Origin of the sequence: Pseudotabrizicola sp., from assembly GCF_030656345.1 — a bacterium.
Lineage (GTDB): Bacteria > Pseudomonadota > Alphaproteobacteria > Rhodobacterales > Rhodobacteraceae > Pseudotabrizicola.
Genome location: NZ_JAUSNR010000053.1, coordinates 20,205 through 46,626, shown reverse-complemented (window position 1 = coordinate 46,626; position 26,422 = coordinate 20,205). Strand labels below are relative to the sequence as shown.

Here is a 26,422-nt window from a genome sequence, read left to right as displayed (position 1 = left end):
TCGACAATCATCTGTCGCCCAAAACCAGAAACACCTGATGCCAACAAGCATGCACCGTTATGTGCCCAGCCTTGCCTCAGAAGCCATTGATAGAGCTACCGATCTTGACTTCGGGGCACATAAGAAAACGGGGCACAAAAGGTCCATTATGTGGCGCGCCACATAATGCACCAGGATCAGGGCAGACGCGTTCAGGTCCAGCGCGCGCCGGACCACTTCGCGCGGATAGACCGGCACATGGTCGACCGTGCCGATACCGAGCCGCTCGTCAGAGATCAGGCGGTTCTTGCGGTCGAGGTACAGTACGTGGAACCGTTCAACCTCTCCGCGAACCGCGAGCGCGCAATAGTCAATGAGCGCAGCCCAGGAGGACAGCACCGGATTGCGGTTGATGTAGCGAGCAAGGATCTCGCGGGCAGCAAGAACGGTGGCCTGCTCCTGTGCGGTCAGTTCGACGTGACCAGTGCGGCGAGAGGTGAATGCGGCTGGGTGTTCTGCAGATCGGATCATGTTCAAGCTCATTGGCTGATACCAGCCGAAATCGTCCGAACAGCATCTTGCTGCCCGGGCGAGGCGGCCGGAAATGAAATAGGGAACGAAGCGGGGATACGGGGCAGAGAGCTTCAGAGCCCCCTACCCCGGCGCGAAGGTCAGCCGACCCGATCGAGGAGTTTCTTGGCGCGCCCCTCCATGTCGAGACGGGCATCCTGCTGGGTCTTGTCGCGCGCAAGCCGAGTGATCCCTTGCACGAAATCGAAGATGCTTTCGGGCGGGCGGCCCTCTTCCATCAGCACCTTCTCGATGATCTTGCCGGATTCGGCCCTCGAGAAGCCGCGCTTCCGCAGGAAGTCATCCCGGTCCTCATCCGTCCGCGCCACGATCTGTTGCCGCGCGGCCTTGATGCCATTCACGAAACCCTGCGGCGAGGAATTGGCAAACCGCGTCAGCGCCGGAGCCGCTTCATGCGCAAAGCGCGAGGCCGCGTACTTCGAATGCCGGATCTTGATCTCTTGAAAATCCTCGACGCCCCAGAGGTTGCGGTTCTGGCACACAGCCCGCAGGTAAAAGCTGGCCATCCCGAGCGGCTTCGCCCCCACCTCGGAGTTCCAGCAATAGAATCCCCGGAAATAAAGGTCCGGCGATCCATCGGCCAGCCGCCCGGCCTCTATCGGATTGTGATCATCAACCAGGAACAGGAAGACATCGCGGTCCGAGGCATAAAGCGTGGTCGTGTCGCGGCTGATCTCGACATCGGGGTTGTAAACCCCGGTCGACCAGTCGAGCACACCCGGCACCTTCCAGCGCGTGTCACCCGTGCCATTGCCCGCGATGCGCTGTACCGCCTCGACCAGCTCGAAGTCATGGATACGGCCATAGTCGGGGCCGGTCACGGCGCGCAGTTCAGTGTGGCCGTCTTCCGTCTCGAAGGTTTTCACCTGCTCGGCGCGGTGGTTGGCGAGGCCATACTGAAGGTTGATCCCTGCCAGCGGCGCGGGCAGCTGCCGCAGGTAGGATGCCGGCGCGCCGACGATGCTTGCAAGCTGGCCGAACGCCCAATGCGTCGGCGCGACCGACTCCTGAGCCTTCGGCAGGACCAGATGCAGCCGTTCGGCGCTGTCGCGCGCGGCCTCAACCCGGATATCCGCCGTCTGCACCACACGGCTGCGACTGCGCTCCGACCTGCCCTTCACATTGGCCCAAAGATCGTCGAGCGACAGATACCGCTCATCATCGGGTCGGTTAAACCACTCGGACGACACCCGCCCGTTCCGCTCGCCTCGACTGACATCCACCTTCCAGCTGGGCGCCCGAACCGGCCGAACGGGGTCCAGAATATCTACATTGTTCATAGCAGTGTCTCCGTGACGGCCGCCGGGAGCCACTCTCTCGGCCTTGGCACGCCACCAGAAACCGACCACGCCTCTCACTCTCAGCAACACGAAGGGCGGCAAGACTAAGCCGCTCACGCGGCAACGGCGCGTGTTGCTGACGTTTGGCCTATGATCGAACGTTGGACTTTGTGTGAAGCCTTTTCGGGCTGACGATTGTGGTCTTCCCACCCGTCAGACAGGAGGCTTCGATGCAGAAGGAGAAAACTACCCCGCTGGCGGTCAGTGGGATGTCAGATGACAACATGCACGAAATCGAAACTCAGCATTCTTGACAGATCACTGTCTATCCCAGTATTTGAGCCCATGGGGTCTGCGACCGCCCCACGAGGCGACAGCCGAAGTTCGCGTTCCAGCACATCCCTATTTGGAGGAACGCACATGCCTGCGCCCAATGCCATTTCATCTGACAAACTTGCCCGTCTCGTCGGGACTCCCCGCACACCGATCCTGCTCGATGTCAGGTCAGAGGAGGACTATGCCGCCGATCCACGGCTTCTGCCTGGTGCGATCCGAGCAGATGATCGCGCGCTTCCCGCCCTTGCGGGGCGGCTCTCCGGCCAGACTTCAATTGCCATTTGCCAAGCCGGTCACCGTCGCAGTCAAGGTGCTGCCGCGTGGCTCAGGGCTGAAGGGTGCCAGTCGGAATATCTTGACGGTGGTTTAGAGGCTTGGCGCGAAGCAGGTCTGCCGCTCATTGATCCCGCCAAGCTGCCAGCCCGTGATGCACAAGGACGCACGGTCTGGGTCACCCGGTCCCGTCCCAAGATTGACCGCATCGCCTGTCCGTGGCTCATACGCCGCTTCCTTGATCCGCGCGCGGTGATCCTGTTCGTGGCTCCTGCCGAGGTGATGGGCGTGGCCGAGCGCTACAGTGCTGCCCCCTTCGACATTGAAGGCGTGTTCTGGAGCCACCGGGACGAACTTTGCACCTTCGATGTCATGCTCACCGAATTTGGTTTGACCATCCCGGCGCTTGATCGGCTGGCGACCATCGTCCGAGGGGCAGACACGGCGCGGCTCGACCTTGCACCCGAAGCCGCCGGGTTGCTGGCCGCATCCCTTGGTCTGTCGCGGATGTATTCCGACGATCTTGAACAACTCGATGCCGCGATGCCGCTCTACGACGCGTTCTACCGCTGGGCGCGCGATGCCACTGACGAAACGCACAACTGGCCCACCAATAAGCCGAAGGCAGTCTGATGCAGAATGCTCCCTTTCCCACACTGGCCCAAGCCACCCGGATCTGGGTCCGGATCGGACTGCTCAGTTTCGGCGGGCCTGCCGGTCAGATCGCATTGATGCACCGCATTCTAGTCGAGGAACAGAAATGGCTGGGCGAGAAGCGGTTTCTGCACGCCCTGAACTACTGCATGCTACTACCCGGACCTGAGGCCATGCAGCTGGCAGTCTACATCGGCTGGCTGATGCACCGCACCATCGGAGGCATCATTGCCGGGTTGCTGTTCGTGCTGCCCGGTGTGGTCGCCATCATGGCCCTCAGCTGGGTCTACGCACTTTACGGCAATGTCGGCGCTGTTGAGGCGCTGTTCTTCGGGCTGAAAGCCGCTGTGCTGGCCATCGTGGTGCAGGCTGTCCTTCGCATCGGGTCGCGCGCCTTGAAAAACGGCGCAATGGTTGCGATTGCCGCCGCCTCTTTCGTGGCGATCTTTGGTTTTGCGGTGCCATTTCCATTGATCATTCTGATCGCTGGTTTGATCGGGTTCTTTGGTGCCCGCGCCGGCCTGCCCGCGTTTCAGGGTGGTGGCGGCCATGGCAAGTTGGGCAAGGTGCAGGTCGATGACGCCGACACCCTGTTGGGCGAGGAGTCGCCCGAACATACCCAGGTCAACCGGGCTTGGGCATTTCGCGTGTCTGCGATCTTCCTTGCGCTCTGGCTGGTCCCGGTCGCTGCTTTGTTCGGCGTTCTAGGGCCCGCCAATGTCTTCGCACAGATCGCAGGGTTCTTCAGTGTCATGGCGGTGGTGACCTTCGGGGGTGCCTATGCTGTGTTGGCCTATGTCGCGCAAGAGGCGGTGCAGAACTTCGGCTGGCTTGCACCCGGGGAAATGCTGGACGGGCTTGGCATGGCGGAAACCACGCCGGGGCCCCTGATCATGGTCACCCAATTCGTGGGTTTCATGGGTGCTTTTCGCGATGCGGGCGGGTTGTCACCACTTATGGCTGGAACGCTGGGTGGACTTCTGACGACATGGGTCACCTTCACACCCTGCTTTTTGTGGATTTTCCTCGGCGCCCCCTTCATCGAGCGGCTGCGCGACAATCAGGTGCTGACGGCGGCACTGACGGCGATCACGGCTGCAGTGGTTGGGGTGATCCTAAACCTCGCGGTCTGGTTCGGACTGCATGTCATTTTCGAGGAGATCCAAACAATTACATCCTTCGGCCTCGATCTGGATATGCCCGTCTGGTCTACACTGAACTTATCCGCAGCAGGGTTGGTGGTTGCAGCCGTGATTGCAGTGTTCCACTTCCGGCTCGGAACGGTGACGGTTCTGGCCGCCAGCGCCGTGGCTGGCGTCGCGCTTGGGTTTGCCGGACTCGCCTGACATGACACCAACGTGCTGTCTTTGTCAGAATGTAGGAAAACAGCCATCCGCGGGCATCACCCGCGGATGGCTGTTCTGATCTCAGTAGGTCTCGACGATTGCGCTGTATTTGCCGCGCAGCTGGATTATCATCGTGATTGCCGTGCTGTCCCGGTTGCGCCAGAACCAGCCGTGATCACCGGAAAAGGGGGCTTCGATGCTGCCCTCTCCCGACGTCTGACCGCTGCCGCGTTCATAATTGACCGATTCACCGCCGCTATGGGCATGCAGATCAAAGTTGACCCGGCCGCCTGTGGCGGTCCATGCGAATTCGGCGATATTTCCCGCTTCCATCGTCATCTTGATTTCTGCCGTGCCCCCGGGTTCCAGGATGAAGGTCACTTCGTCCTGCCAAGTTTCCTGCGCGTCTTGCGCGTGCGCAGTGCCGACAAACACGTCGAAGACTGCGTCGAGAACGCTTGAGGACTGATCCCGCGCACGCTGCTCGTCCAGCAGGCGATCCGCCTCGGCCTCTGCGGCCAACTGAACCTTGATCTCGCCCATCTCGGTCAGCCCGATGACACGGCCGATCCCGGTCGGGTCGATGGCGTATTCGGCGGGCAGATAGACGGTGACCATGATCACCGCCGCACCGATACCTGCGATGACGCTGGAGCGGAACAGTTGTGCCCTGGTCGGCAGATCTTCGAGTTTGGGTTTGGGCGCGTTGTTCATTCTTCTCTCCAATTTCCAGTTCTTCAGGCTGAGGCGAAGTAGCCAGCGATTTGTTGCGCGGTCAGCCAGACGCCAAGAACCATCATGATCAGGTTCGCGGTGGTCGCCTGCCGCATGAAATTCGGACTGCGCCGCCAGTAACCCATCACGATCAGGATCACGGCGAGAGCAAGGATCTGCCCGACCTCGACACCCACGTTGAATGCCAGCAGATTGGCCAGAAGTCCGTCTTCGGCGATCTGATATTCGAGGATCTTGGTGGCCAGACCCGTGCCATGGAACAGGCCAAAGATCAGCGTGGCTGCCTTTGTATTGGGCTGGAACCCGAACCACTTCTGATAAGCCCCGAGGTTGTCGAGTGCTTTGTAGACCACGGACAGGCCGATGATCGCGTCGATCACGTAGGCGTTGATACCCCAGCCATACCAGACACCGAGAAGCATGGTGACCGAATGGCCGATGGCAAACAGGCTGACATAGATGGCGACATCCTTCATTTTGTAGAGAAAGAAAACGACGCCGAGCAGGAACAGAATGTGATCGTATCCGGTCACCATGTGTTTGGCACCGAGGTAGATGAAGGGGATGATCTTTATCCCCCAGATTTCCTGAATATAGCCCGCGTCACCTGCGGTGACATTGTGCGCTAGGGCTTGGGCTGCGCTGAACAGCAAGATTGCCAGCAGAAGAAGGGCCAACGTGACGCATTGGCGGAGTGCCAATGCTTGCCGGACCCGAAAAGTCGAGGTCATGGACAGATCTCCAGAGTGCAGTTGAGTGATGGGAAATACCGCAGAACGCGGTTCCGATCAGCCGCGAGGAGGTTTTTCGATCCGGAACACGCGGTGCGGGCCAGTCAGAGACAATTGCAGATGCCACACATCGCGGGGGTCTTTCATCATGCTGGCCCGGTCTGAATGCACTACAAGTGCCGGGCTGTGATCATGAGCATCGGCATCATGGCTGTGCCCGTGTAACGCCCAGAGCAGATCTTCCGGCAACCCGTGCGAATGCCCGTGTTCTGCAACACTCTGCGCGTGCTCTGCCAGCAGATCAGCAATCTTCGGAACATGCGAAACAGTGGGTAAAAACGACCAGACCATCACGGACAGGCACAGAAGTGCTGCCATGATCTGCCGTCTGTTGCTCCAAAGTCTTTGCATCAGGGTTGCCTGTCTGCCTGTTACTGCCGCCGCACGCCGGAAGTGCCGCCTTGTCCTATCCCCCCAGGGAGGATATCATCCTTTTATGATAAAGCCCCATGCCCATGCAACCCACCCTGCTTTGATCGCCCGGCTGAAACGCGCCGATGGCCATTTGCGGGCCGTGATCGAAATGATCGAGGCGGGAAAGCCCTGCCTTGAGATCGCACAACAGCTTCATGCAGTCGAAAAGGCTGTGGTCAACGCCAAGCGCGCGCTGATCCATGACCATATAGATCATTGCCTTGATGTCGATCATTCGCCGGAGGATCGCGCCGATCTGAAGTCCATCGCCCGTTATCTCTGAGGTCACCTCATGCTGGAAATTCTCTCTGACCGCACCTATCGGAACCTGTTCGCGGCTCAGGTTGTCGCCCTGCTTGGCACCGGGCTTGCGACGGTCGCCCTAGGGCTTCTGGCCTATGATCTGGCCGAAGAGAATGCGTCGATGGTTCTTGGCACGGTGTTTGCCATCAAGATGGTGGCCTATGTCGGGATCGCGCCGGTTGCGGCGGCGCTGGCGGACCGGGTCAACCGCAGGGCGTTGCTGGTGACCCTCGATCTGGTGCGCGCTGCTGTGGCCCTGTGCCTGCCCTTTGTCAGCGAGGTCTGGCAGGTCTATGTCTTGATCTTTCTGCTGCAATCAGCATCCGCCGCGTTTACACCGATGTTTCAGGCCACGATCCCTGATGTCTTGCCAGAGGAGGCTCGATATACCCGTGCGCTGTCCTTGTCGCGGTTGGCCTATGATCTGGAGAACATCGCCAGTCCGACGCTCGCGGCGCTTTTGCTGACCGTCGTAAGCTATAACTCGCTGTTTCTGGGCACGGTTGTCGGCTTTGCCGCCTCGGCAGCACTGCTTGTCTCGGTTTCTCTGCCCAGCCCGAAACCCGCAGCAGCGCGCGGTATCTATGATCGCACCACGCGGGGCATCCGCATCTATCTTGCGACGCCGCGTCTGCGCGGGCTGCTGGCCCTGAACGTCGCGGCGGCCTCTGCCGGGGCGATGGTGCTGGTCAACTCCGTGCTATTGGTCCGCGGCACACTGGGGTTGGATGAGGCTGCCCTTGCGTGGACGATCTTTGCTTTCGGTGCGGGATCCATGATCGCAGCACTTGCCCTGCCGCGCCTTTTGGACCGCGTGGCGGATCGCCCGGTCATGGTTGGCGGCACCGTGCTGATGGTGACCACGCTGGTGAGTCTGGCGGCGATGATCACCTTTGCCGGCCTCTCCTGGCCGACCCTGCTTGTTGCCTGGTTGCTGATCGGATTGGGCTTTTCTGCAGTTCTCACACCATCTGGCCGGTTGCTGCGCAGGTCGGCACATGCCGAAGACCGGCCCGCCCTGTTCGCCGCACAGTTCGCCCTGAGCCATGCCTGCTGGCTGGTGACCTATCCGCTGTCCGGCTGGCTGATGACACAGTTCGGTGCTGTCATCACCCTTGCCGTGCTGGCGACGATTGCCAGTACCGGCATCGCGTTTGCACTTCGGGTCTGGCCACAACACGACCCGGAGATCATCGAGCATAGCCACGAGACCCTCTCCCTCGACCACCCGCATATCCACGGCAAAAGGCGGCACGCTCATGCATATGTCATCGACGAGAACCATGCCCGATGGGCGTCGTGAGGTTCGGCACGGCGGCGGCCTGCCTGAAAGCTACGGCTATTGGGAGACAATGCATCGGCGTTTCAGCCGCTGGTACCATGCCGGTGTTTGAAAGCGTGTGTTCGAGGCGCACTTGGCGGATCGGGACAGCCAGTATCTCCTGATTGACAGCACCATCGTTCGCGCGCACCAGCGGGCTGCGGCCGGAAAAGAGGGGCAGGGATCAGACGCTGGGGCGTTCCCGAGGCGGACTGACGACCAAGATCCACTTGCTCGCCGACACCTTGGGGCGGCCCTTGCGGTTCCGCATCACGCCCGGTCAGGCCAGCGATATCGCCTGCGCCCATGAGCTGTTAGGCGGTCAGAATGCCGCTATGGCGCTGCCCCCTCTCATGGTTTGAAAACAAACCATTGCCGGGGAACGGACAAGGCCTATGACAGCAACGCCTTGCGCGCGCAGACTGCGGCCATGAGCGCCCAAGGGGTGATTTCCGCTAAGCACAATCACAAGGTCCCAATCCCGCACGCTGCCACCACCTACAGGCATCGCAACCGGATCGAGCAACGCTTCGGGCGCTTCAAGCACTTCCGCCGCTTCGCCACCCGCTAAGATCATAATGCCATTTACACAAATTTTTATCCATCAAGAGTATTGGAGATGGGCCTTCCGGCTGGTGGAAGGTCAAGGGATCTGCTTGCGTGATCGATGTCAGATTGCTCCATCTTCCGTGTACCGGTGGCAAGACGCAGAGCCCGGCCATTCCGGGCCGATCAATACGCGTCCTGCTTTAATCCATCCAAAGAACAAAACCTTCCTCACGCCAAGAGACGATATGGCGACACCCCTGCAGGCAGGGGCATCGCCAAGTCCGTGTTCAACCAACCGGAACATCCGTTGCTGCGGTCTGTCCACGGATCAGGAGCAACGATGCAAGTGCCGCTATAGTCGCGACAACTGCCGCACCGAGGAACGCCGCCTGGTATCCGGCGAGAAGCGGCGCAGCTTCAGTGCCCCCGCTCTGCCCCGCCGAGGCGGCCAGCGACACCATCACGGCAAGACCCAGTGCCGATCCGACCTGATAGGTCGTGTTGATCAGGCCCGAGGCAAGACCGGTATCTGCAGGCTCGGCTCCGCCCATACCCGTCATTGTCACTGGAATGTAGGCCAGCGACATCCCGACGGCCGCCAACAGCGAGACCGGCAGCACATTGCCAAGGAATGTGCCATCCGCCGGAAGCCCTGCCAACAGCGCCAGTGACACCGAAAGCGCGATCAGGCCGGTGACCAGAACCGGCTTCACACCAAACCGCCCGATCAGCGGGCCGGTAAAGCGCACCATCATCAGCATGATCATGAGCGTCATTGGCAGCAGCGCGAGGCCGGAACCAAGCGCCGACAGGTTCAACACGCTTTGCAGGTACAGGTTGAGGAAGAACCACAGCGGAATCCATGCCGCCCCCAGCAAGGCCATTATCATATTGCCCGCTGCAAGGCCCGGTGCGCGGAAGATGCGCAGCGGTAGAAGTGGGGTTCTGGAAGTGGCTTGCAGGATCAGAAATGCGGCCATAAGACCGGCCGCCAGGCCAAGAAGCCCAAGTGTCTGTGGCACGAACCACCCGACGTGTTCACCCGTCACGATGGCATAGACCGCTGCAACCACGGAACCCGTGATCAGCGCCGAGTCGATCAGGCCGATCTTGCCCCGGTTGCCGGGGATTGCGCGCAGCACTGCGGGGCCTGCGAACAACACCGCAAGGCCAAGTGGCAGGTTGATCAGGAAGGTCCAGGACCAGCTCATCCATTCGGTGATGACCCCGCCAAGGAACACGCCAGCCGTGCCTCCCGCAGCTGCGGACGCGCCCCAGAAGCCGAAGGCCTTGCCCAGCTCTGCAGGCTGGCCGCCGAACAGCCGCATCAGGATGGTCAGGGCTGCAGGTGCGATAAGCGCCGCGCCCACCCCTTGCAAAGTACGCCCGGCCAGCAGCACGGTCTGGCTTTCTGCCAGACCGGCAACAACCGAAGCCGCTGTCAGGATCGCAAAGCCGGACAGAAAGATACGCCGGGCGCCAAAGACGTCGGCGAGCTTGCCGCCCAGCAGCAAAAGCCCGCCAAAGGCGATAACATAGGCGTTGAAGATCCAGCTCAGCCCCTCGTCCGAAAAGCCGAGGTCAGACTGGATGGCGGGCAGGGCCACGCCGATAATGGAGGTATCAAGGATCACGATGAACTGCGCTGCGCACAACAGTGCCAGCGCCTTCCACCGCTTTGGATCAATGGTTGAGAGTGCCATAGGGATTTCCTTCAGACAGGGTTGTGCCGCGGCGAATCGCCCGGCCCTTCTCGTCGTCGGGCCTCCAAGGCTGTCAGGGTCAAGCCGCAATTCTGCGAATTTCTGATACGACCCCTCTTGACCCTGTCACGCTGGGAAGCCCCAGATCAGGCAAACGGCACTTCCGCCGACCCTTCTGAAAGGATCCGATTATGATCGAACTGACCCTTCCCGGCATGACCTGTGGCGGCTGCGCGCGGGGCGTGACAGCCGCCATCAAGGCAATCGACCCAACCGCCGAAGTCGTCACCGACGTGGCCAATCGTAATGTGCAGGTCACAACTACGGTCGACAGCGAGGCGGTGAAGGATGCCGTCAAGATTGCAGGCTATTTGCCTGCATGACCTGAAGGCACCATGTGCTGCCGAGACCGGGCCGGGGAAAATCCCCGGCCTTTGGCATTTCACCCGCGCAATTTCGTTCCCGCGGCACCCATTCAGAAAGCCCTTGACCCTAACATCGTTGGAACCCGGACAACGTGATTCGAAGCACATCACACCTGAAGGGAAACGCATCATGAAGGACTTCACCTCCACGCCACCGAACGGCGCCATAGACAGCATTTCTATCCTTGGCATGACCTGCGCGTCCTGCGTCGGCCGCGTCGAGCGGGCCATTGCAAAAGTTCCGGGGGTCTTCTCGGCCTCCGTCAATCTGGCCACCGAACGCGCCGAGGTCCGCTATGCCGCCAAACCTGTCCGCACGGCTGTTATCGCGGCCATTCGCGATACCGGCTACGACGTCGAAGCCGCAACGATGGAAGTCGGCATCGAAGGCATGACCTGCGCCTCTTGCGTCGGCCGGGTTGAAAAGGCCATCGCGGCTGTTTCGGGGGTGCTGTCTGCATCGGTGAACCTTGCTACCGAACGCGCGACGATCAAGGTTCTTGATGCTGGCCCCAAGATGGCTGCAGCCGTTGAAGCGGCGATCCGTGGCGCAGGCTATGCGCCCCATGCGGCGCAGGTTGATGCCACCGACAAGGCCGCCGCACGAGAAGAGGAGCAGGGGCGTCTGAAGCGTGATCTGCTGATTGCAGGCGGCCTGACCCTGCCGATCTTCGTTCTGGAAATGGGCGGCCACCTTATCCCGGCCTTGCATCACTGGCTGGCAATGACGATCGGGCAGACGCCGCTTTACATCTTTTACTTCGTGCTGGCGACGATCGTGCAGTTCGGGCCCGGCCTTCGGTTCTACAAGAAGGGCTTGCCCGCACTGGCGCGACTTACGCCCGACATGAATTCGCTTGTCGTTCTGGGATCGACTGCGGCCTGGGCCTATTCCGTCGTCGCGACATTTGCCCCCAGATTGCTGCCGCAGGGCACGGCGAATGTGTATTTCGAGGCATCCGCTGTGATCGTGACGCTGATCCTGCTGGGCCGGTTCCTTGAGGCCAAGGCCAAGGGCCGCACGTCCGAGGCGATCAGCCGTCTGATGGGCCTGCAGGCCAAGACCGCCCGTGTCCTGCGCGGCGCGGACTTTGTGGAAGTGGCGCTGGACACTGTAGAGCCTGGCGACGTGGTGCAGGTCCGCCCCGGCGACCGCATTCCGGTCGATGGCCGCGTGTTGACCGGCTCATCCTTTGTGGACGAGGCGATGATCACGGGCGAGCCTGTGCCGGTGACAAAGTCGGAAGGCTCTGGTGTGACCGGCGGCACGATCAACAAGACCGGCTCCTTCACCTATCGGGCTGAAAAGGTTGGCGCGGACATGATGCTGTCCCAGATCATCCGCATGGTCGAAAGTGCGCAGGGGGCAAAGCTACCGATCCAGGCGCTGGTGGACCGGGTGACAGCCTGGTTCGTGCCCGCCGTCATGGCAGCAGCTGCGTTGACCTTCGGCGTCTGGTGGATCTGGGGGCCGGATCCGGCGATGACCTTCGCATTGGTCAATGCCGTCGCGGTCCTCATCATCGCCTGCCCCTGCGCCATGGGACTGGCCACGCCCACATCGATCATGGTCGGCACTGGGCGGGCGGCAGAGCTTGGTGTGCTGTTCCGCAACGGGGAAGCCCTGCAAAGCCTGACGTCGGTCGGCGTGGTTGCGCTCGACAAGACCGGCACCCTGACCGAAGGACGCCCGTTGCTCACCGATCTGGTTGTGTCGGCTGGCTTCACACGGTCTGACATTCTGACGCTGGTTGCGGCCGCCGAAGCCTCGTCCGAGCACCCCGTCGCGACCGCGATTGTTGAAGCGGCGCGGGCTGAAGGCCTTGTCGTTCCAGAGGCCGACACGTTCGAGGCAATCCCCGGCTACGGCATCCGGGCCATGGTCAACGACTGGCGCATCGAAGTAGGGGCCGACCGCTTCATGGCGAGCCTTGGTCTGGACATAGCGCAGTTTGCCGATATGGCCGCTGATCTCGGCACCAAAGCGCGCACCCCGCTTTATGTTGCGGTCGAAGGTCGGCTGGTAGCCCTGATCGCCGTGGCTGACCCGATCAAGGCGTCAACGCCAGCGGCGATTGCCGCCCTGCACCAACTCGGCCTGAGGGTCGCCATGATCACCGGCGACAACCGCCGCACGGCCGAAGCCATTGCAGCCGAGTTGGGCATTGATGAGGTCGTGGCCGAGGTGTTACCCGAGGGCAAGGTTGCCGCCATCAAGGCGCTGCGTGCGGGGGGCCGTTCCGTCGCCTTCGTTGGCGATGGCATCAACGACGCGCCCGCACTCGCCGAGGCAGATGTCGGGCTGGCCGTTGGTACGGGAACGGACGTTGCCATCGAAAGCGCCGATGTGGTGCTGATGGGTGGCGATCTAACCGGGGTTTCCAAAGCCATCGGGCTGTCGCGGGCCACCATGCGCAACATCCGGCAGAACCTGTTCTGGGCTTTTGCCTACAACGCGGCCCTGATCCCGGTGGCGGCGGGGGTTCTGTATCCGGTCAGCGGGACGCTGCTGTCGCCGATGCTGGCCGCGGGAGCAATGGCCCTGTCGTCTGTGTTTGTCCTGGGAAATGCGTTGCGATTGAAGCGCTTTTCCCCTGCCGTCGGCTCCCACACGCGCACCGCAGTGAGGCACACCGCCGCGCAGCGCACGTCAGCAACAGTCTGAGGAAGGGACTTGCATCATGTCGCACAACCAGATTGAGCTGTTCACGACGCCGACATGCCCTGACTGCGCCATCCTCAAGCGATGGCTCGATGCGCAAGGGCTCATCTACATCGAGCGAGATCTTCGCAACCCACGGATCGCCGAAGAGGCCCGCCGCCGGACCGGCCTTCGCATCGCGCCGATCACGATCATTGACGGAAAGGCGCTGTGGGGCCCGGCGGCAGATCAGATCACGCGTCTGCGCAGCCTGATCGGCCTTGCCCAAGCCCATTGAGTCCGACCGGAAAAAGACGCTTGACCTTCCAACGATGGAAAGGTTCAGGATGTCCCAATCCGGTCACCCCATGCACCACAGGGAGAACCACCATGAACATCGGTGACGTTGCCAAGGCCACAGGCATCTCTGCCAAGATGATCCGCTATTACGAAGACACCGGCCTGATCCGCGCCGCCTTGCGCACCTATTCGGGCTATCGTGTCTATACTGAGAATGACATCCAGACGCTGCGCTTTGTCCGTCGCGCCCGCGATCTGGGCTTCACCGTCAAGCAGATCAACGATCTGTTGACCCTGTGGCGGGATCGCGACCGCGCCAGCGCCGATGTAAAGCAGATCGCGATGGGACATGTCACAGAACTTGAAAAAAAGATGCGGGAACTGCAGGAGATGACGGAAACCCTGCGTCACCTGGCCTCGAACTGTCAGGGCGACGGCAGGCCGGATTGCCCGATCCTGATGTCGCTGGGCAATGCAGCACCGGATACGCCCGTTCCCCCACAGCGTGACCGCAAGAAGACCCGCGGTTTCGAGCGGGTGTGACAGGCCACTTGGTTCACTTGCAGCGAAGATGCCCCCTCGGGGTGGCAACCACCCAAAATTTCACAGGAGCTTTTCACATGACTCATGTGACACGTCGCCACTTTCTGACCGCAGCCGCCGTCCTCGCCACATCCCCTGGCCTGAGCCGGACTGCGTTCGCGCAGGACGCCCAAGGAATGACTTTGCGCGCCACCACAAGAACGCTCGATATCAATGGGCGCCCGGCCAGCGTTTACGGGCTCGAGAACGCCGCAGGCGGACAAGGGCTGATCCTTGATCCCGGCCAACGGTTCACCGTGGATCTGACCAATGATCTCGACGTCGAAACCATCATCCACTGGCACGGCCAGATCCCGCCAAATGCGCAGGACGGCGTGCCCGGCCTGCCGATGCCGTTACTAGCTCCCGGCGAACGGCGGCCTTACGACTTCGCGCCATTGCCAGGCACGCACTGGATGCACAGCCACGTGCCGGTGCAGGAAATGCAACTGCTGGCCGCCCCGCTGATCGTGCGCAGCCCCGCCGATCTGGCCGCCGACCGGCAGGAGGTGGTGATGCTCCTGCATGACTTCTCGTTCAAACCCGCCGAGGACGTGCTGGCCGAAATCACCGGCGGCACCGGGCACGACATGGCAGGGATGGATCATGGTACCCATGCACCCGCCGGAGCCATGGACGGTATGGCAGGCATGGACCATGGCAGCATGGGCGGTATGGCAATGGATCTGAACGACTACAATTTCGACGCCTATCTCGCCAATGACCGCACCCTGAACGACCCCGACGTGATCCGCGTTGAGTCAGGCGGGCGGGTCCGTCTGCGCATCATCAATGCGGCGGCAGCGACAGTGTTCTGGATCGATACCGGTGCAGTTCAGGGGCGGCTGGTGGCGGTTGATGGCCATGACGTGTCGCCCGTCACCGGCACCCGGTTTGGCATCGCGATGGCGCAGCGGCTGGATATCGAGCTTGACCTTCCTGCCGGAACTGGTGCCTTCCCGATCCTCGGGCTGCGCGAAGGCGCCCGCGAGCAGACCGGGATCGTGCTGGCCACTTTGGGCGCAAAGGTGCCGCGCATCGACGGTCTCGCCGAAACCGCGGCCCCGGCCTTTGACACCGGGCTTGCGCAGGAATTGTTGCTGCGGGCGGCCAATCCGCTGGCGGCGCGCGCGGCATCGAAAACCCACATGATGATGCTGGGCGGATCGATGCAGCCCTATCTCTGGACCATCGACGGCAACACCTGGGGCGAGCATGTCCCCGTGACGGCAACCAGCGGAGAGCGGGTCGAGATCATGTTCCACAACATGTCGATGATGGGACACCCGATGCACCTGCACGGCCACGCGTTTCAGGTGGTGGGCATCGGCAATCAACGCTTTGCGGGCGCGGTGCGCGATACGGTCTATGTGCCGCCAATGGCTATGCTCACAATCGCCATTGATGCAGGCGAAGCCGCCCGCTGGATGCTGCATTGCCACCACATGCCACACCTTGCCACCGGCATGATGACCGAATTCGCCGTTAGAGCCTGAGAGTGACAGTCCGGGGCCTCCAAAAGTGACGCCCCGGCCCCTCAACCAAGAAAGGACATCTAAGAAAATGATCCCGTGCAAGACCTTGCCTGCGGCCCTGCTGATAGCGGTCCTGCCCTTTTCAGCCTCCGCGTTCTTTCATTCCGGCACCGCAGACGTGGAGACGGGACGCGTGCTCTATATCGAGCACTGCGCGGTCTGCCACGGCGCGAACCTTGAAGGTCAGCCAGACTGGCGCAGCTCAGATGAAAACGGCCTCTATCCGGCGCCACCGCATGACGGGACCGGCCACACCTGGCACCATGATGATGCGATGCTGACCGACTACATCACCCGCGGCGGGCAGGCAGTTCTGGACGACATGGGGGTTGCGTTCACGTCGGGCATGCCGGGATTCGGGGCGGTGCTGGAGGAAGGTGAGATCGAGGCGATCCTCGACTACATCAAATCGACATGGCCTGAACCCGTTCGCAGGGCTCAGGCCGACCGGTCACGCGCGGTGTCGGGCGATTGAAGGTCGATCCCGCTCAGTTGCCCAATGCGGTAAAGACCCGGATCAGTTGCAGGATCTTGTAGCTTTCGGGGTCGATCACCACGATCTGGTCGTCAACGACCGCGTAGCGTTGCCCATAAGGCAGCGCCGGCAGATCATAGAGTGCAAAGTCATCCAGATAGACCAGATCACTGCTCTGAACCACATCCCCGGTCCGGTCGCGGTTCAACCATTGATCGGTGGTGACACCCTTCTTGGCCTGCCCCGGTGGCACGCAAGGCGGGTTCTTCTTGGCCAGTCCCGGCGGGCAACCTTTTGCCTCTGCAAAAGAAGCGCCTGCGGTCATCGCTGGCGCAAATGCCATAAGGGCAACGGCGAGCAGTCTGGGGGCAAGTTTCATGGTCATGGTCCTGTTTGAGGCAGCAGAAACATAACGCCCGGACCGCAACTTGGTTCCCGCACATGATTGGAGAAAAGCCTTTGGACAGGCCGCCCCTGGCCGAGGATCATACTTTGCGGAACAATCCGAAGTGGAACCTTTGCACACTGCCCCAAGGTGTTGTGTGGTCGTGAGTCAGCGACCGGACCAGATGGTAGCCCTTGCCCAACCGCTCAGACAACCGCGCGGCATCATATCGGGCAACTGGCAGGCCGCTGCACTTGTCTGGCCCGTCCAGCGCGAAGGTGCCGATGATCGCGTGGCCACCGGGCAGCAAAGCGCGGTCCATCACCCGCAGATAAGCATCCTGATCGGCGGTTTCGGTTAGGAAATGGAACGCGGCCCGGTCATGCCAGAGGTCAAAGCGCCGCAAGGGGTGCCAGTCCAGAATATTCCCCGCCAACCACTCGACCGGTGCCGCTTCAGGCAGACGCGCACGGGCCTGTGCAAGCGCCGTTTCCGACAGGTCAAGCAGCGTGATCCGGTGGAACCCCTGTTCCAGCAGGCAATCCACCAGACGCGAGGCCCCTGCCCCGACATCGACGATCGCCGCATCCGTGCCGATGCCGGTCGCGGCGATCAGGTCGAGCGAGACTTGCGGGCGATCCTCAAACCAACTCGTCTCGGCCTCTTCTTTGGTCTGATAGACGCCTTCCCAGCGGTTTGGGTCTTGGGTCATGCCCCCTCACAGATCCACCCGCCGCAACCGCAGCGCGTTGGTGATGACCGAGACGGATGACAGGCTCATCGCCGCCGCTGCGATCATTGGTGACAGCAACATCCCCGTGACCGGATAAAGCAAGCCTGCTGCAATGGGCACGCCAAGCGCGTTGTAAGCGAAGGCGAAGAACAGGTTCTGCTTGATGTTGCGCAGCGTGGCGCGGGCCAGTTTTCGCGCCCGCACGATGCCCATCAGATCGCCGCCCAGCAAGGTGATGCCCGCGCTTTCCATCGCGACATCCGCGCCGGTTCCCATGGCGATACCCACGTCTGCGGCGGCCAGTGCGGGCGCGTCATTCACCCCGTCGCCTGCCATTGCAATCTTGTGGCCATCGCGGCGCAACTGATCGATCAGATCCTTTTTTGCCTCGGGCAGAACTCCCGCGCGCACCTCGTCAATACCAAGCTTGCCCGCCACTGCCTGCGCCGTGCGTTCGTTGTCGCCCGTCGCCATGATCACCCGTAGGCCCTGTGCATGCAGTTCGCGAATGGCCTGCGCGGTCGAATCCTTGATCGGGTCGGCCACCGCCACGATGCCCGCAAGCGCGCCATCGACCGCAACGAACATCGCTGTCTTTCCCTCGGCGCGCAGGGTGTCGGCCTTTGCCTCGGCGGTGCCCGTGTCCAGCCCCATCTCCCGCATCATCGCCGCATTGCCGAGCGCCACCGCGCGTCCGCCAACCGTGCCGCGCACGCCCTTGCCGGTGACGGCTTCGAAGTCCGTGGCCTCCTGACGCGGCGCACCCTGCGCCTCGGCGCCCTCGACGATCGCTTCGGCCAGCGGGTGTTCCGAGCCGCGCTCCAGCGCCGCGGCCAGCGACAGCAGGTCCGCTTCCGGCAGGTCCCCGAGCGCCACCGTGTCGGTCAGCTTCGGCTTGCCCATGGTCAGCGTCCCGGTCTTGTCCACGATCAGCGTATCAACCCCCGCCATCCGCTCCAGCGCCTCGGCATCCTTGATCAGCACACCGGCCTGCGCGCCGCGCCCCGCAGCCGTGGTGATCGAAATCGGCGTGGCAAGGCCAAGCGCGCAGGGACAGGCGATGATCAGCACCGACACCGCCGAGGCGATCGCAAAGACCAGCGCGGGTTCCGGGCCAAAGATCAGCCAGACCACGAAGGCGAAGATGGCGATGGCCACCACTGCCGGCACAAACACCGCCGACACCCGATCTGCCATGCCCTGAATGGGCGCGCGGGACCGTCGCGCGTTCGACACCATCGCCACGATCTGCGCCAGAACGGTATCGGCACCGACCTTGCCCGCCTCGATCACAAGGCTGCCGTTCTTGTTGATCGTCGCCCCGGTCACATCATCGCCCGGACCCTTTTCCACCGGCATCGACTCGCCGGTCAGCATGCTTTCATCCAGAGACGAGCGGCCTTCGATCACCGTCCCATCCACCGGCACGGCGTCGCCGGGGCGCACGCGCAACCGGTCGCCCTCCATGACGTTCTCGAGCGGCGCGTCATACTCCGACCCATCGGGCAGGATGCGCCGCGCCGTCTTGGGCGCGAGGTCGAGAAGCGCCCGGATCGCGTCGCCGGTCCGCTCGCGTGCCCGCAGTTCAAGCACCTGACCCACGAACACCAGCGTCACGATCACCACGGCCGCCTCAAAATAGGTGCCGACGCCATGGCCCATCCGGTATTGTTCGGGAAAGACGCCCGGCAAGAAGGTGGCAACGATCGAATAAAGATAGGCCGCCGCCACGCCGAGGCTGATCAGCGTCCACATGTTGGGGCTGCGGTTCACCACCGACTCCCAGCCGCGCCGGAAGAACGGCAAGGCGGCCCAGAGGATGATCGGTGTCGCCAGCACAAATTCCAGATAACTCGCGGTCTGGTGCCCGATCCAGTCGCGCACTGGCAGCGCCACCAGCTCGCCCATCGTCAGGATGACAAGCGGCACCGCCGCCGCGGCGGAAATCCACATCCGGCGCGTGAAGTCGGTCAGCTCCTCGCTGGGCTCGTCAGACGGCACCATCGGCTCCAGCGCCATGCCGCAGATCGGACAGGCCCCCGGCGCATCACGGACGATTTCGGGATGCATCGGGCAAGTGTACTGAACGTTGGCCGGAGCGGCCTTCTTCCGGCCTGCGGCACGGCCCGAAGCGTAGAACCAAGGATCCGCCTTGAACTTGATCTGGCACTTTTCAGAGCAGAAATGGAAGGTCTCACTGCCAAAGCTCTCGGTCCGCGTATCGGGCTTCAGGCTCACGGTCATGCCGCAGACTGGGTCACGGGCGGTCGGCTCATCAGGCACTGCCGACCCCGCTTGGCCCGCAGGCATTTCGGGGTCTGCATGGGGATGGCCTACGTGTGGATCTGTCCTGGACATGGCGTTCTCCTTTTCGCGGTCAATGTCGCGTGAAGACCGATGCGTGGCCCTCCGGTTCGAAAGTGCTCCGTGCCAGTGTTGGAAGGTCAAGCGCGAAGTGTCGCCGCAGCCTGATCATATCTCTGCAACGGCTTTGGCCAGCATGTCCCGCACCTTCCCCGCTACGCTGTGCAACGAGGAATTGTCGATGGCCTGCATCGAGGCAACCGGGTCAACCGCGCTCACCTCCACTCCGCCCGCGACCTCGCGCAGGATTACGTTGCAGGGCAGCATCGCACCGACGCGTGGTTCCATGCCGATAGCTTCCAGCGCCATCTTCGGGTTACAGGCGCCCAGAATACGGTAGGGCGCCATCTCCGCATCCAGCTTCTTCTTCATCGTCGCCTTGACGTCGATCTCTGTCAGAATGCCAAAACCATGTGCGGCCAGCGCAGCACGGGTCCGCGCATCTACTGCGTCAAAATCCTCGCCTGTGATCAGGCGGTTGATCGTATAATCCATCGGGTTTCCCTCCGTCTATTTGCGCAGGTATTTGACCAGCGCCGCAATCGCGAGGCCGACCAGCACAAGGATGACAATCATCCAGAGCCAGCCAAATCCCATTCCCAAACCCATACCATAGCCGTTCATCTTCATAGCCTCCTGATCTGTGTTGGGCTTTCTCCCGCCAACCGGACCTTCGCCCGGTTGGCGGAAAGCCGCGTGTCAGTTGTTGCCCATCATACCATGACCCATGCCCGGCATGCCGCCCTGCTGCCCGCCCATATGGCTTTGCATCATCTCTGCCATGGCAGCCATTTCAGCATCGGTCACCTGCCCGTCACCATCGGCGTCGTGCATCTGGAAGGCGCGCACGGTCATCGGCCGGGTGTGGGCCGCATGCATCACCGCGAACTCCTCCAGCGACAGCGTGCCGTTGCCGTCGGTGTCATAGGTCTTGAGTTCCGCCTGAATGCCAGCCGACATTTCCTCGGGGCTGAGCGTGCCGTCCTTGTTGGTGTCGAACGTGGCCATGGCATAGCTTTGGCCGCCGCCCATCATGCCGCCACCCATCATACCCATTCCCCCCCCCATCATGCCACCATGCTGCATGTTGCCATGCTGCATCTGGCCCTGTTGGGCGACGACCGGCACAGCGACAGCGGCCACGCCAAGGGCGGCAACGGCTGCGAGGGCGAATTTTGTCGAGCGATTCATTTTGTCTCTCCTGGACTGGATTGCGATAATTCCAATCTGGGGGTCAGGTGTCCCACAGGTTTGTCAGGGGGACGCCTGTTTTGTATCAAACTGTCGCAGGCACGGGCGCTGAGAGAGGTTTGCGACAAACTTCTGTCCGCAGAACCAACAGGTTCGGCTAGGGTCGGCATCAGGAGACAAGAAAATGACCCAACCGCCGCATATCCTGATCGTTGATGACCACCGCGAGATCCGCGATGCGCTGGTGAAGTATCTGGAGAAGAACGGGATGCGCGCGACCTCTGCCGCCGATGCCGTCGCGATGGATGCGGCGATGAAGGTGGGGCAGTTCGATCTGATCGTGCTGGATGTGATGATGCCGGGTGAGGATGGCCTGTCGGTCTGCCGTCGCCTGCGCGCGCAAGGCGACATTCCGATCCTGATGCTGACCGCCCTGGGAGACGAGACCGACCGCATCGTCGGGCTGGAGGTCGGCGCGGATGACTATCTGCCCAAACCCTTCAACCCGCGCGAGCTGCTGGCCAGGATCAAGGCGATCCTGCGCCGGGCCGACCGGGCGGAAGTGGTCGGCGGCAGTCTTGCCGGGCATAGGCTGGCCTTTGATCGCTGGGTTCTGGACACTGATCGCCGGACCCTGACCGACACAGATGGCGCCAAGGTGGCGCTGACCACTGCCGAATTCCGCCTGCTGACAGTGTTTCTGGAACGGCCGCGCTTTGTGCTCAGCCGCGAACAATTGCTGGATCTGACATCGGGTCGCGCTGCACAGGTATTCGACCGCACCATCGACAACCAGATCAGCCGTCTGCGCCGCAAGATCGAGGCCGATCCCGCGAAACCCGCGCTGATCGCCACGGTCTGGGGCGGCGGATACAGCCTTGCCGCCGATGTGAGGGAAGTGCCGTGAGCCCGCGCTTACCTTTCCTGCAAAAGCTATTCCCACAATCCCTCGGCGGGCAGTTGCTGGTTATGCTCCTCTTGGCGCTGGCCGTCACGCAAGGTCTTGGCCTTGTGCTTTTAACCGACGAGAGGAACCGCGCGATCCGCGCGGCTTTGGGGCTGGAGGCAGCCGGGCGCGCGGCGAACGTGGTTTTGCTGCTGGACAGCGCACCCAGTGATCTGCGCCCCTCGATCCTGCGGGCGGCGGACTCGCCGCTGGTCAGGTTTGAAGTCGACCCCGAGCCAGACGCACTGCATGACAGCGCCGAAGCCGACATGGTCCTGCGCCAGATCCGCCAGATCCTCGGTGAACCAGCGCGCGAGGTCCGCGCCGATGTTCACACCCTGCCGGTCGTGTCCTTGCCGATGCCGGATGGCGTGCCCGCCGCCATGCGGCCCATGCACGAGGCGATGATGGCCGGACGGACCGACCCCATCGAGCTGACTCTGTCGATCCGGCTTGCGGGGGGCGACTGGCTGAATGTGCGCACGATGTTTCACCGCCCCAGCCTGCAACTGACGCCGCAGGCCCTGTTGCCGCTGCTATTGATGGCGCTGGCGGTCGCACTGGTGGCATGGTGGACCGCGCGGCGTGTGGTTGGTCCGATGCGCGCCCTCGCCATTGGTGCCGACCGATTGGGTCGCGGTCTTGAGGCAGACCCTCTACCATTGGCTGGCCCATTCGAGGTGCAGGAAACCACGCAGGCCTTCAACCGGATGAAAGACCGGCTGACCCGGTTCGTGAACGAGCGCACGCATATGCTCGCCGCCCTCAGCCACGACCTGCGCTCGCCGCTGACCGCGATGCGCTTGCGGATCGAAATGCTCGATGAAACCGAAGACAGCCTCCGGCTGAAAGCGCTGGTCGAGGAAATGCAGGCCATGGTCGAAGCCACGCTGGAATTCGCGCGTGGTGTGGCAAAGGCGGAACCCGCAACCGTGGTCGATCTTGCCGCGCTGCTGGGCGATCTGGTGGGCGACGTTGGTGGGAACAAGGCGACCCTTGCGCCGTCGCCGCCCCTGCCGGTTGCCATCCACGCCCACGCGCTGAACCGCGCGCTGCGCAACTTGATCGACAATGCGGTTCGATATGGCGGCGTGGCCTCGGTGACGTTGACGCAAGCACCGGGAATTGTCGTCATCACCATCGCAGACAACGGGCCGGGGTTGCCCGCCGATCAGCTTGAGGCCGTGTTTGAACCCTTCGTCCGCCTCGAAGGATCCCGCAGCCGCGATACCGGCGGCGTCGGTCTGGGCCTCGCCATCGCCCGAACCATCATCCAGGCACATGGCGGGACCGTTATACTGCACAACCGCCTCCAAGGGGGACTCGAAGCTGTTGTGACCCTGCCAACGGAAGCTGCTTGACCTTCGGCAAACCCGGTAAAACTCACTCGGCGAGGCGCTGCACTGCACGCGGCATCGTCACCTCGGAAGAGCCTTGTCTGCACTGCCTACATTGCGGTTGCCCCCAATCGCAGCACCTCGGTCACCAGCAAGTCCAGATCGGTACGCCTGGTCCGGTGGTTGCAGATGGCCACACGCAGACAGTGTCGTCCCTTCACAGTAGTATCCGACACGGCGGCAATTCCAGCCTCCTGCAGCTGCAGCATGATCTCGATGTTGAGGTCGCGCAGCGCGACTTCCTCCATTCCACCTGGATTGAAGCGAAAGCACACCAAATCCGTCACCGTCGGCGCCATCAACTCCAAGGAAGAGTTACGAGCAATCAGCCCGGTCAGATATTGCGCCTGCATGATACCCTGATCGATCAGCCGTCCAAACTTGGCGACCCCGTGTTCCTTGAGCATCATCCAGATCTTGAGCGCCCGGAACCCACGCGTCGTGTCCAGATTGTAGTCATGCAGGAATTCGGCAGCAGCGATACCGCGTGACATCTTCTGCAGGTATTCGGCATCTTCCGCAAAGGTCTGCCGATGCAGCCTGCGGTCGCGCACCAATGCGCAGCCGACATCGAACGGGGCCTGAAGCCCTTTGTGCAAATCGAGAGCAAGGCTGTCCGCCCGCTCGATTCCGGCCACCAGTTGGCGGTGGGTCGGGGCGATCGCGATCAACGCGCCGATGCAGCCGTCGACATGCAGCCACAACCCTTCTTCGGCACACAGATCGGCAATGGCGGGCAGATCGTCGATTGACCCGGTATTGGTGGTGCCCGCCGTCGCGATCACGCAGGCTGGGCGTTCCCCATAATCGCGGTCGGCGCGGATTTGATCCTTCAGCGCCCGCAGGTCCATGCAGAAGTCGTCATCCGACCGCACCTTGCACAGCGACCGCTTGCCCAGCCCCAACAGGTTCATCGCCTTTTGGTGACAGTTGTGAACTTGATCGGAGGCGTAGAACCGCAGCGGTTGCGGCATGGCATCCACACCCTGCTGTCGCAAATCGACCCCGGCCATAGCGTTGCGGGCCGCCATCAACCCGATGATGTTGGCCATCGATCCGCCGTTGACCAACGTGCCGCTGGAACCTTCCGGAAAGCCCATCATGTCGCGGATCCAGTCCGTTACCTGACGATCCAGCTGCGCCGCGGCCATATTGCCGCCTCCAAGGTTCGACCCGTCGATTGCGGCCAGAAAATCGGCCAACGCGCCGGTAAAATTACCCGCCCCCATATACCACATCCAGAACCGCGGATGGACATTGCCCATAGGGTAAGGCATCAGACTGGCCCTGATTTCGGCATAAACCGCATTGAGCGGTTGCGGTTCCTGCGGCAGCGGACCCGCAAAAGTGTAACGTACCGCTGCAGGCATTTCTTGCCAGACCGGGCGGGCACGCACCCCGGAAAGATGGTCGATGGCATCATCGACCATCTGGTGCGCCACCGCCCGCGCTTCGGACCAGTCGGCCGGGTCGAGGGTTTCTTCCACGACAATCTTATCCTGCGCTGTCATTGTGTGTTCCCTCTCTCCGTGCCAGTTGGTTCAGCCCATCTGAAATCCGGGCGTTGACGCCGACAGCGCCGCCTCGTCCGCGTCCATGTCTTCGGGAATGTCGGCAAAGAGCGGCGTCGTGAGGTAACGTTCGCCAGTATCGGGCAGCATCGCGAGGATCACCGAGCCCGGCTCTGCCCGCTCTGCGATGCCCATCGCCACGGCAAAGCTCGCGCCCCCCGAAATGCCGGTCAGAATCCCTTCGCGCTGCGCCAGTTTCTTCGCCCAGGCGACTCCTTCGGCCCCTGCGACCGGGATCAGGCCGTCATAGCCGCCACTGTCCAGACATTCCTGCAAGACGTTGGGAATGAAATCCGGCGTCCAGCCCTGAATGGGATGCGGCTCAAAGCTGGGGTGGCTGGCGGCGGGTGCACCGCCAGTTCCGCGCTGCTGTGCCACGCCGCTGCCGACCAGTTGCGCGTTTGCAGGTTCGGTCAGGATGATCCGCGTCTCGGGGCGTTCGCGGCGCAGCACCCTTGCAAGGCCCGTAACCGTGCCACCGGTGCCGTAGCCGGTCACCACATAATCCAGCCGGTCCCCGGCAAAATCGCCGATGATCTCGCGCGCCGTCGTGGCTTCGTGAATGTCGGCATTGGCGGAGGTCTCGAACTGGCGGGCGAGGAACCAGCCATGTTTTTCTGCCAGTTCGACCGCCTTCATATACATGCCGGTGCCTTTTTGCGCACGTGGGGTCAGCACCACCTTTGCGCCCATCAGCCGCATCAGCCGTCGCCGCTCGACCGAAAAGCTGTCGGCCATCGTCACCACCAGCGGATAGCCCTTCTGGGCGCAGACCATGGCCAGCCCGATGCCCGTGTTGCCGCTGGTTGCCTCTACCACGGTCTGTCCCGGCTTCAGGGTGCCAGCGCGTTCGGCCGCTTCGATGATGTTCAACGCCAGCCGGTCCTTGACCGAGGCTGCCGGATTGAACGCCTCGACCTTGACGTACATCCGCACCCCCTTAGGGGCGAGGTTGTTGATCCGCACAACGGGCGTATCACCCACGGTATCCAGAATGCTGTCGTAGAGCATTCCGCGCCCTTTGGTTGTCCGTATCGCCATCGCGTCCATTGGTTTCCTCCATCGGATGTTCAGGGTTTTCAATCGTGCGCATCGGTCCGAGATGACCGGCCCGTCAGTGCTGATGTTCAGGCGGTGCGAACAGGATGAGTTCAACCCGCGCGTCACCGTCGACATACGCATCATGCCCCGGCGGGATTTCAAAGAAGTCGCCGCGGCCAAGACGCGTCTCGACACCGCTGGCGATCATCCGGACAACCAGCTTCCCCGAAATGCAGTAGCCGGTGTGACGCATCGGGCAGGCATCAGGCGAACCCAGCAGCGGCTTTTCATCCGCCTCCCAGGTCCAGCCGGGCTCGAAGATCGCGTGCATTCCCACGCTGCCGTCGGCCATTTTGACGATGGAAATGCCGCCGCGTTCCTTCATGTCCAGCCGTTGGTCTGGAGTCTCGAACCGACGTGTTTCTATGGCATTCGCTTGCATGGCGTCCTCCGTTGCAAGGGTACGGTTTTCAGTCGCAGAGTAAGTGTGCACGTCAAGCTTACGTCCTTTGCATCTGGCGGGCTTGACGGAGGTCTGAAGATTTCCTGAAGAAGATCTCG

At 62.2% G+C, this 26,422-nt stretch carries 26 protein-coding genes; 12 read left to right on the top strand and 14 right to left on the bottom strand.

The annotated features are described in order from the left end of the window. Positions 1 to 57: 57 nt before the first annotated feature. Positions 58 to 510, bottom strand: coding sequence for a JAB domain-containing protein (locus tag Q7J44_RS23385; RefSeq protein ID WP_370693066.1), 453 nt, complete (start codon positions 508 to 510; stop codon positions 58 to 60). Positions 511 to 650: 140 nt separating this feature from the next. Next, complete coding sequence (locus Q7J44_RS22440; protein ID WP_304883302.1) at positions 651 to 1,850, bottom strand: DUF932 domain-containing protein; 1,200 nt, start codon at positions 1,848 to 1,850, stop codon at positions 651 to 653. A gap of 420 nt (positions 1,851 to 2,270) precedes the next feature. Between Q7J44_RS22440 and Q7J44_RS22435 the strand changes: the two genes are divergently transcribed. Both Q7J44_RS22435 and chrA read left to right on the top strand, forming a co-directional pair. Further along, positions 2,271 to 3,092: a sulfurtransferase/chromate resistance protein gene (locus Q7J44_RS22435; protein WP_304883301.1), complete on the top strand. Its 822-nt coding sequence runs from the start codon at positions 2,271 to 2,273 to the stop codon at positions 3,090 to 3,092. Further along, positions 3,092 to 4,459 carry a chromate efflux transporter gene (chrA, locus tag Q7J44_RS22430; protein WP_304883300.1) on the top strand — a complete coding sequence of 456 codons (1,368 nt, stop codon included), beginning with the start codon at positions 3,092 to 3,094 and terminating at the stop codon, positions 4,457 to 4,459. The genes Q7J44_RS22435 and chrA overlap by 1 nt, the downstream gene beginning before the upstream one ends. 81 nt (positions 4,460 to 4,540) lie before the next feature. On the opposite strand, the gene Q7J44_RS22425 is transcribed toward chrA, so the two are convergent. Genes Q7J44_RS22425 through Q7J44_RS22415 form a run of 3 tightly spaced genes read right to left on the bottom strand, consistent with a single transcriptional unit; the run spans position 4,541 to position 6,303 of the window. Then, on the bottom strand, positions 4,541 to 5,173 hold the full coding sequence (locus Q7J44_RS22425) for a transmembrane anchor protein (RefSeq protein WP_304883299.1): 633 nt from the start codon (positions 5,171 to 5,173) through the stop codon (positions 4,541 to 4,543). A gap of 23 nt (positions 5,174 to 5,196) precedes the next feature. Continuing rightward, entirely contained in the window at positions 5,197 to 5,925 is a 729-nt protein-coding gene (locus tag Q7J44_RS22420) for a HupE/UreJ family protein (protein ID WP_304883298.1), read from the bottom strand. A gap of 57 nt (positions 5,926 to 5,982) precedes the next feature. Next, the gene (locus Q7J44_RS22415; protein WP_304883297.1) at positions 5,983 to 6,303 is read right to left on the bottom strand and encodes a hypothetical protein; all 321 of its coding nucleotides are present in this window, start codon (positions 6,301 to 6,303) and stop codon (positions 5,983 to 5,985) included. 118 nt (positions 6,304 to 6,421) lie between these two features. Between Q7J44_RS22415 and Q7J44_RS22410 the strand changes: the two genes are divergently transcribed. Continuing rightward, positions 6,422 to 6,682, top strand: coding sequence for a metal-sensing transcriptional repressor (locus Q7J44_RS22410; RefSeq protein WP_304883306.1), 261 nt, complete (start codon positions 6,422 to 6,424; stop codon positions 6,680 to 6,682). Positions 6,683 to 6,691: 9 nt separating this feature from the next. Continuing rightward, on the top strand, positions 6,692 to 8,005 hold the full coding sequence (locus tag Q7J44_RS22405) for an MFS transporter (protein WP_304883296.1): 1,314 nt from the start codon (positions 6,692 to 6,694) through the stop codon (positions 8,003 to 8,005). Between the two features lie 854 nt (positions 8,006 to 8,859). Here the strand turns inward: Q7J44_RS22405 and Q7J44_RS22400 are convergent. Then, entirely contained in the window at positions 8,860 to 10,275 is a 1,416-nt protein-coding gene (locus tag Q7J44_RS22400) for an MFS transporter (protein WP_304883295.1), read from the bottom strand. 191 nt (positions 10,276 to 10,466) lie between these two features. Here Q7J44_RS22400 and Q7J44_RS22395 point away from each other — a divergent pair, with 191 nt between their 5' ends. From Q7J44_RS22395 to Q7J44_RS22370, 6 genes are all read left to right on the top strand, one after another. Beyond that, positions 10,467 to 10,658, top strand: a complete 192-nt coding sequence (locus tag Q7J44_RS22395) for a heavy-metal-associated domain-containing protein (RefSeq protein WP_304883294.1) — start codon at positions 10,467 to 10,469, stop codon at positions 10,656 to 10,658. 172 nt (positions 10,659 to 10,830) lie between these two features. Continuing rightward, the gene (locus Q7J44_RS22390; RefSeq protein WP_304883293.1) at positions 10,831 to 13,365 is read left to right on the top strand and encodes a heavy metal translocating P-type ATPase; all 2,535 of its coding nucleotides are present in this window, start codon (positions 10,831 to 10,833) and stop codon (positions 13,363 to 13,365) included. A 16-nt stretch (positions 13,366 to 13,381) separates the two neighbouring features. Beyond that, positions 13,382 to 13,639, top strand: a complete 258-nt coding sequence (locus Q7J44_RS22385) for a glutaredoxin family protein (RefSeq protein ID WP_304883292.1) — start codon at positions 13,382 to 13,384, stop codon at positions 13,637 to 13,639. A 92-nt stretch (positions 13,640 to 13,731) separates the two neighbouring features. Continuing rightward, a complete protein-coding gene (gene cueR / locus Q7J44_RS22380) occupies positions 13,732 to 14,184 on the top strand; it encodes a Cu(I)-responsive transcriptional regulator (protein WP_304883291.1) in 453 nt (150 codons plus the stop codon). A gap of 77 nt (positions 14,185 to 14,261) precedes the next feature. Continuing rightward, positions 14,262 to 15,719, top strand: a complete 1,458-nt coding sequence (locus tag Q7J44_RS22375) for a multicopper oxidase family protein (RefSeq protein ID WP_304883290.1) — start codon at positions 14,262 to 14,264, stop codon at positions 15,717 to 15,719. A 67-nt stretch (positions 15,720 to 15,786) separates the two neighbouring features. Continuing rightward, entirely contained in the window at positions 15,787 to 16,233 is a 447-nt protein-coding gene (locus tag Q7J44_RS22370; RefSeq protein WP_304883289.1) for a cytochrome c, read from the top strand. Positions 16,234 to 16,246: 13 nt separating this feature from the next. On the opposite strand, the gene Q7J44_RS22365 is transcribed toward Q7J44_RS22370, so the two are convergent. The 5 genes from Q7J44_RS22365 to Q7J44_RS22345 all read right to left on the bottom strand — a co-directional run bounded on the left by Q7J44_RS22365 (position 16,247) and on the right by Q7J44_RS22345 (position 20,906). Beyond that, entirely contained in the window at positions 16,247 to 16,612 is a 366-nt protein-coding gene (locus Q7J44_RS22365; protein ID WP_304883288.1) for a hypothetical protein, read from the bottom strand. Positions 16,613 to 16,718: 106 nt separating this feature from the next. Then, positions 16,719 to 17,330 carry a trans-aconitate 2-methyltransferase gene (locus tag Q7J44_RS22360; protein ID WP_304883287.1) on the bottom strand — a complete coding sequence of 204 codons (612 nt, stop codon included), beginning with the start codon at positions 17,328 to 17,330 and terminating at the stop codon, positions 16,719 to 16,721. 6 nt (positions 17,331 to 17,336) lie between these two features. Beyond that, positions 17,337 to 19,661 carry a heavy metal translocating P-type ATPase gene (locus tag Q7J44_RS22355; protein WP_304883305.1) on the bottom strand — a complete coding sequence of 775 codons (2,325 nt, stop codon included), beginning with the start codon at positions 19,659 to 19,661 and terminating at the stop codon, positions 17,337 to 17,339. Positions 19,662 to 19,823: 162 nt separating this feature from the next. After that, positions 19,824 to 20,210 carry a DUF302 domain-containing protein gene (locus Q7J44_RS22350; protein ID WP_304883286.1) on the bottom strand — a complete coding sequence of 129 codons (387 nt, stop codon included), beginning with the start codon at positions 20,208 to 20,210 and terminating at the stop codon, positions 19,824 to 19,826. Between the two features lie 204 nt (positions 20,211 to 20,414). Then, positions 20,415 to 20,906 (bottom strand): EF-hand domain-containing protein, encoded by a 492-nt coding sequence (locus Q7J44_RS22345; protein ID WP_304883285.1) that lies wholly within the window; start codon positions 20,904 to 20,906, stop codon positions 20,415 to 20,417. A gap of 184 nt (positions 20,907 to 21,090) precedes the next feature. On the opposite strand from Q7J44_RS22345, the gene Q7J44_RS22340 reads away from it, so the two are divergent. Continuing rightward, positions 21,091 to 21,813 (top strand): response regulator, encoded by a 723-nt coding sequence (locus tag Q7J44_RS22340; protein WP_304883284.1) that lies wholly within the window; start codon positions 21,091 to 21,093, stop codon positions 21,811 to 21,813. Continuing rightward, positions 21,810 to 23,213: an ATP-binding protein gene (locus Q7J44_RS22335; RefSeq protein ID WP_304883283.1), complete on the top strand. Its 1,404-nt coding sequence runs from the start codon at positions 21,810 to 21,812 to the stop codon at positions 23,211 to 23,213. The genes Q7J44_RS22340 and Q7J44_RS22335 overlap by 4 nt, the downstream gene beginning before the upstream one ends. 86 nt (positions 23,214 to 23,299) lie before the next feature. Here Q7J44_RS22335 and Q7J44_RS22330 read toward each other — a convergent pair whose 3' ends face one another. The 3 genes from Q7J44_RS22330 to Q7J44_RS22320 form a co-directional block, all read right to left on the bottom strand. Then, on the bottom strand, positions 23,300 to 24,760 hold the full coding sequence (locus Q7J44_RS22330) for a pyridoxal-dependent decarboxylase (RefSeq protein ID WP_304883282.1): 1,461 nt from the start codon (positions 24,758 to 24,760) through the stop codon (positions 23,300 to 23,302). A 30-nt stretch (positions 24,761 to 24,790) separates the two neighbouring features. Beyond that, positions 24,791 to 25,870, bottom strand: a complete 1,080-nt coding sequence (locus tag Q7J44_RS22325) for a PLP-dependent cysteine synthase family protein (RefSeq protein ID WP_304883281.1) — start codon at positions 25,868 to 25,870, stop codon at positions 24,791 to 24,793. A gap of 64 nt (positions 25,871 to 25,934) precedes the next feature. Next, positions 25,935 to 26,303, bottom strand: a complete 369-nt coding sequence (locus tag Q7J44_RS22320) for a cupin domain-containing protein (protein WP_304883280.1) — start codon at positions 26,301 to 26,303, stop codon at positions 25,935 to 25,937. Between the last annotated feature and the right edge of the window lie 119 nt (positions 26,304 to 26,422).

Bases quoted from the DNA above. Each gene is read 5' to 3' on its own strand.
- Q7J44_RS22320 (WP_304883280.1), bottom strand. From the start codon at position 26,303: ATGCAAGCGAATGCCATAGAAACACGTCGGTTCGAGACTCCAGACCAA.
- Q7J44_RS22405 (WP_304883296.1), top strand. From the start codon at position 6,692: ATGCTGGAAATTCTCTCTGACCGCACCTATCGGAACCTGTTCGCGGCT.
- Q7J44_RS22375 (WP_304883290.1), top strand. From the start codon at position 14,262: ATGACTCATGTGACACGTCGCCACTTTCTGACCGCAGCCGCCGTCCTC.
- cueR (WP_304883291.1), top strand. From the start codon at position 13,732: ATGAACATCGGTGACGTTGCCAAGGCCACAGGCATCTCTGCCAAGATG.
- Q7J44_RS22425 (WP_304883299.1), bottom strand. From the start codon at position 5,173: ATGAACAACGCGCCCAAACCCAAACTCGAAGATCTGCCGACCAGGGCA.
- Q7J44_RS22370 (WP_304883289.1), top strand. From the start codon at position 15,787: ATGATCCCGTGCAAGACCTTGCCTGCGGCCCTGCTGATAGCGGTCCTG.
- Q7J44_RS22395 (WP_304883294.1), top strand. From the start codon at position 10,467: ATGATCGAACTGACCCTTCCCGGCATGACCTGTGGCGGCTGCGCGCGG.
- Q7J44_RS22345 (WP_304883285.1), bottom strand. From the start codon at position 20,906: ATGAATCGCTCGACAAAATTCGCCCTCGCAGCCGTTGCCGCCCTTGGC.
- Q7J44_RS22365 (WP_304883288.1), bottom strand. From the start codon at position 16,612: ATGAAACTTGCCCCCAGACTGCTCGCCGTTGCCCTTATGGCATTTGCG.
- chrA (WP_304883300.1), top strand. From the start codon at position 3,092: ATGCAGAATGCTCCCTTTCCCACACTGGCCCAAGCCACCCGGATCTGG.
- Q7J44_RS22390 (WP_304883293.1), top strand. From the start codon at position 10,831: ATGAAGGACTTCACCTCCACGCCACCGAACGGCGCCATAGACAGCATT.
- Q7J44_RS22360 (WP_304883287.1), bottom strand. From the start codon at position 17,330: ATGACCCAAGACCCAAACCGCTGGGAAGGCGTCTATCAGACCAAAGAA.
- Q7J44_RS22440 (WP_304883302.1), bottom strand. From the start codon at position 1,850: ATGAACAATGTAGATATTCTGGACCCCGTTCGGCCGGTTCGGGCGCCC.
- Q7J44_RS22355 (WP_304883305.1), bottom strand. From the start codon at position 19,661: ATGCCTGCGGGCCAAGCGGGGTCGGCAGTGCCTGATGAGCCGACCGCC.
- Q7J44_RS22415 (WP_304883297.1), bottom strand. From the start codon at position 6,303: ATGGCAGCACTTCTGTGCCTGTCCGTGATGGTCTGGTCGTTTTTACCC.
- Q7J44_RS22420 (WP_304883298.1), bottom strand. From the start codon at position 5,925: ATGACCTCGACTTTTCGGGTCCGGCAAGCATTGGCACTCCGCCAATGC.
- Q7J44_RS22340 (WP_304883284.1), top strand. From the start codon at position 21,091: ATGACCCAACCGCCGCATATCCTGATCGTTGATGACCACCGCGAGATC.
- Q7J44_RS22385 (WP_304883292.1), top strand. From the start codon at position 13,382: ATGTCGCACAACCAGATTGAGCTGTTCACGACGCCGACATGCCCTGAC.
- Q7J44_RS22350 (WP_304883286.1), bottom strand. From the start codon at position 20,210: ATGGATTATACGATCAACCGCCTGATCACAGGCGAGGATTTTGACGCA.
- Q7J44_RS23385 (WP_370693066.1), bottom strand. From the start codon at position 510: ATGATCCGATCTGCAGAACACCCAGCCGCATTCACCTCTCGCCGCACT.
- Q7J44_RS22435 (WP_304883301.1), top strand. From the start codon at position 2,271: ATGCCTGCGCCCAATGCCATTTCATCTGACAAACTTGCCCGTCTCGTC.
- Q7J44_RS22330 (WP_304883282.1), bottom strand. From the start codon at position 24,760: ATGACAGCGCAGGATAAGATTGTCGTGGAAGAAACCCTCGACCCGGCC.
- Q7J44_RS22325 (WP_304883281.1), bottom strand. From the start codon at position 25,870: ATGGACGCGATGGCGATACGGACAACCAAAGGGCGCGGAATGCTCTAC.
- Q7J44_RS22400 (WP_304883295.1), bottom strand. From the start codon at position 10,275: ATGGCACTCTCAACCATTGATCCAAAGCGGTGGAAGGCGCTGGCACTG.
- Q7J44_RS22410 (WP_304883306.1), top strand. From the start codon at position 6,422: ATGATAAAGCCCCATGCCCATGCAACCCACCCTGCTTTGATCGCCCGG.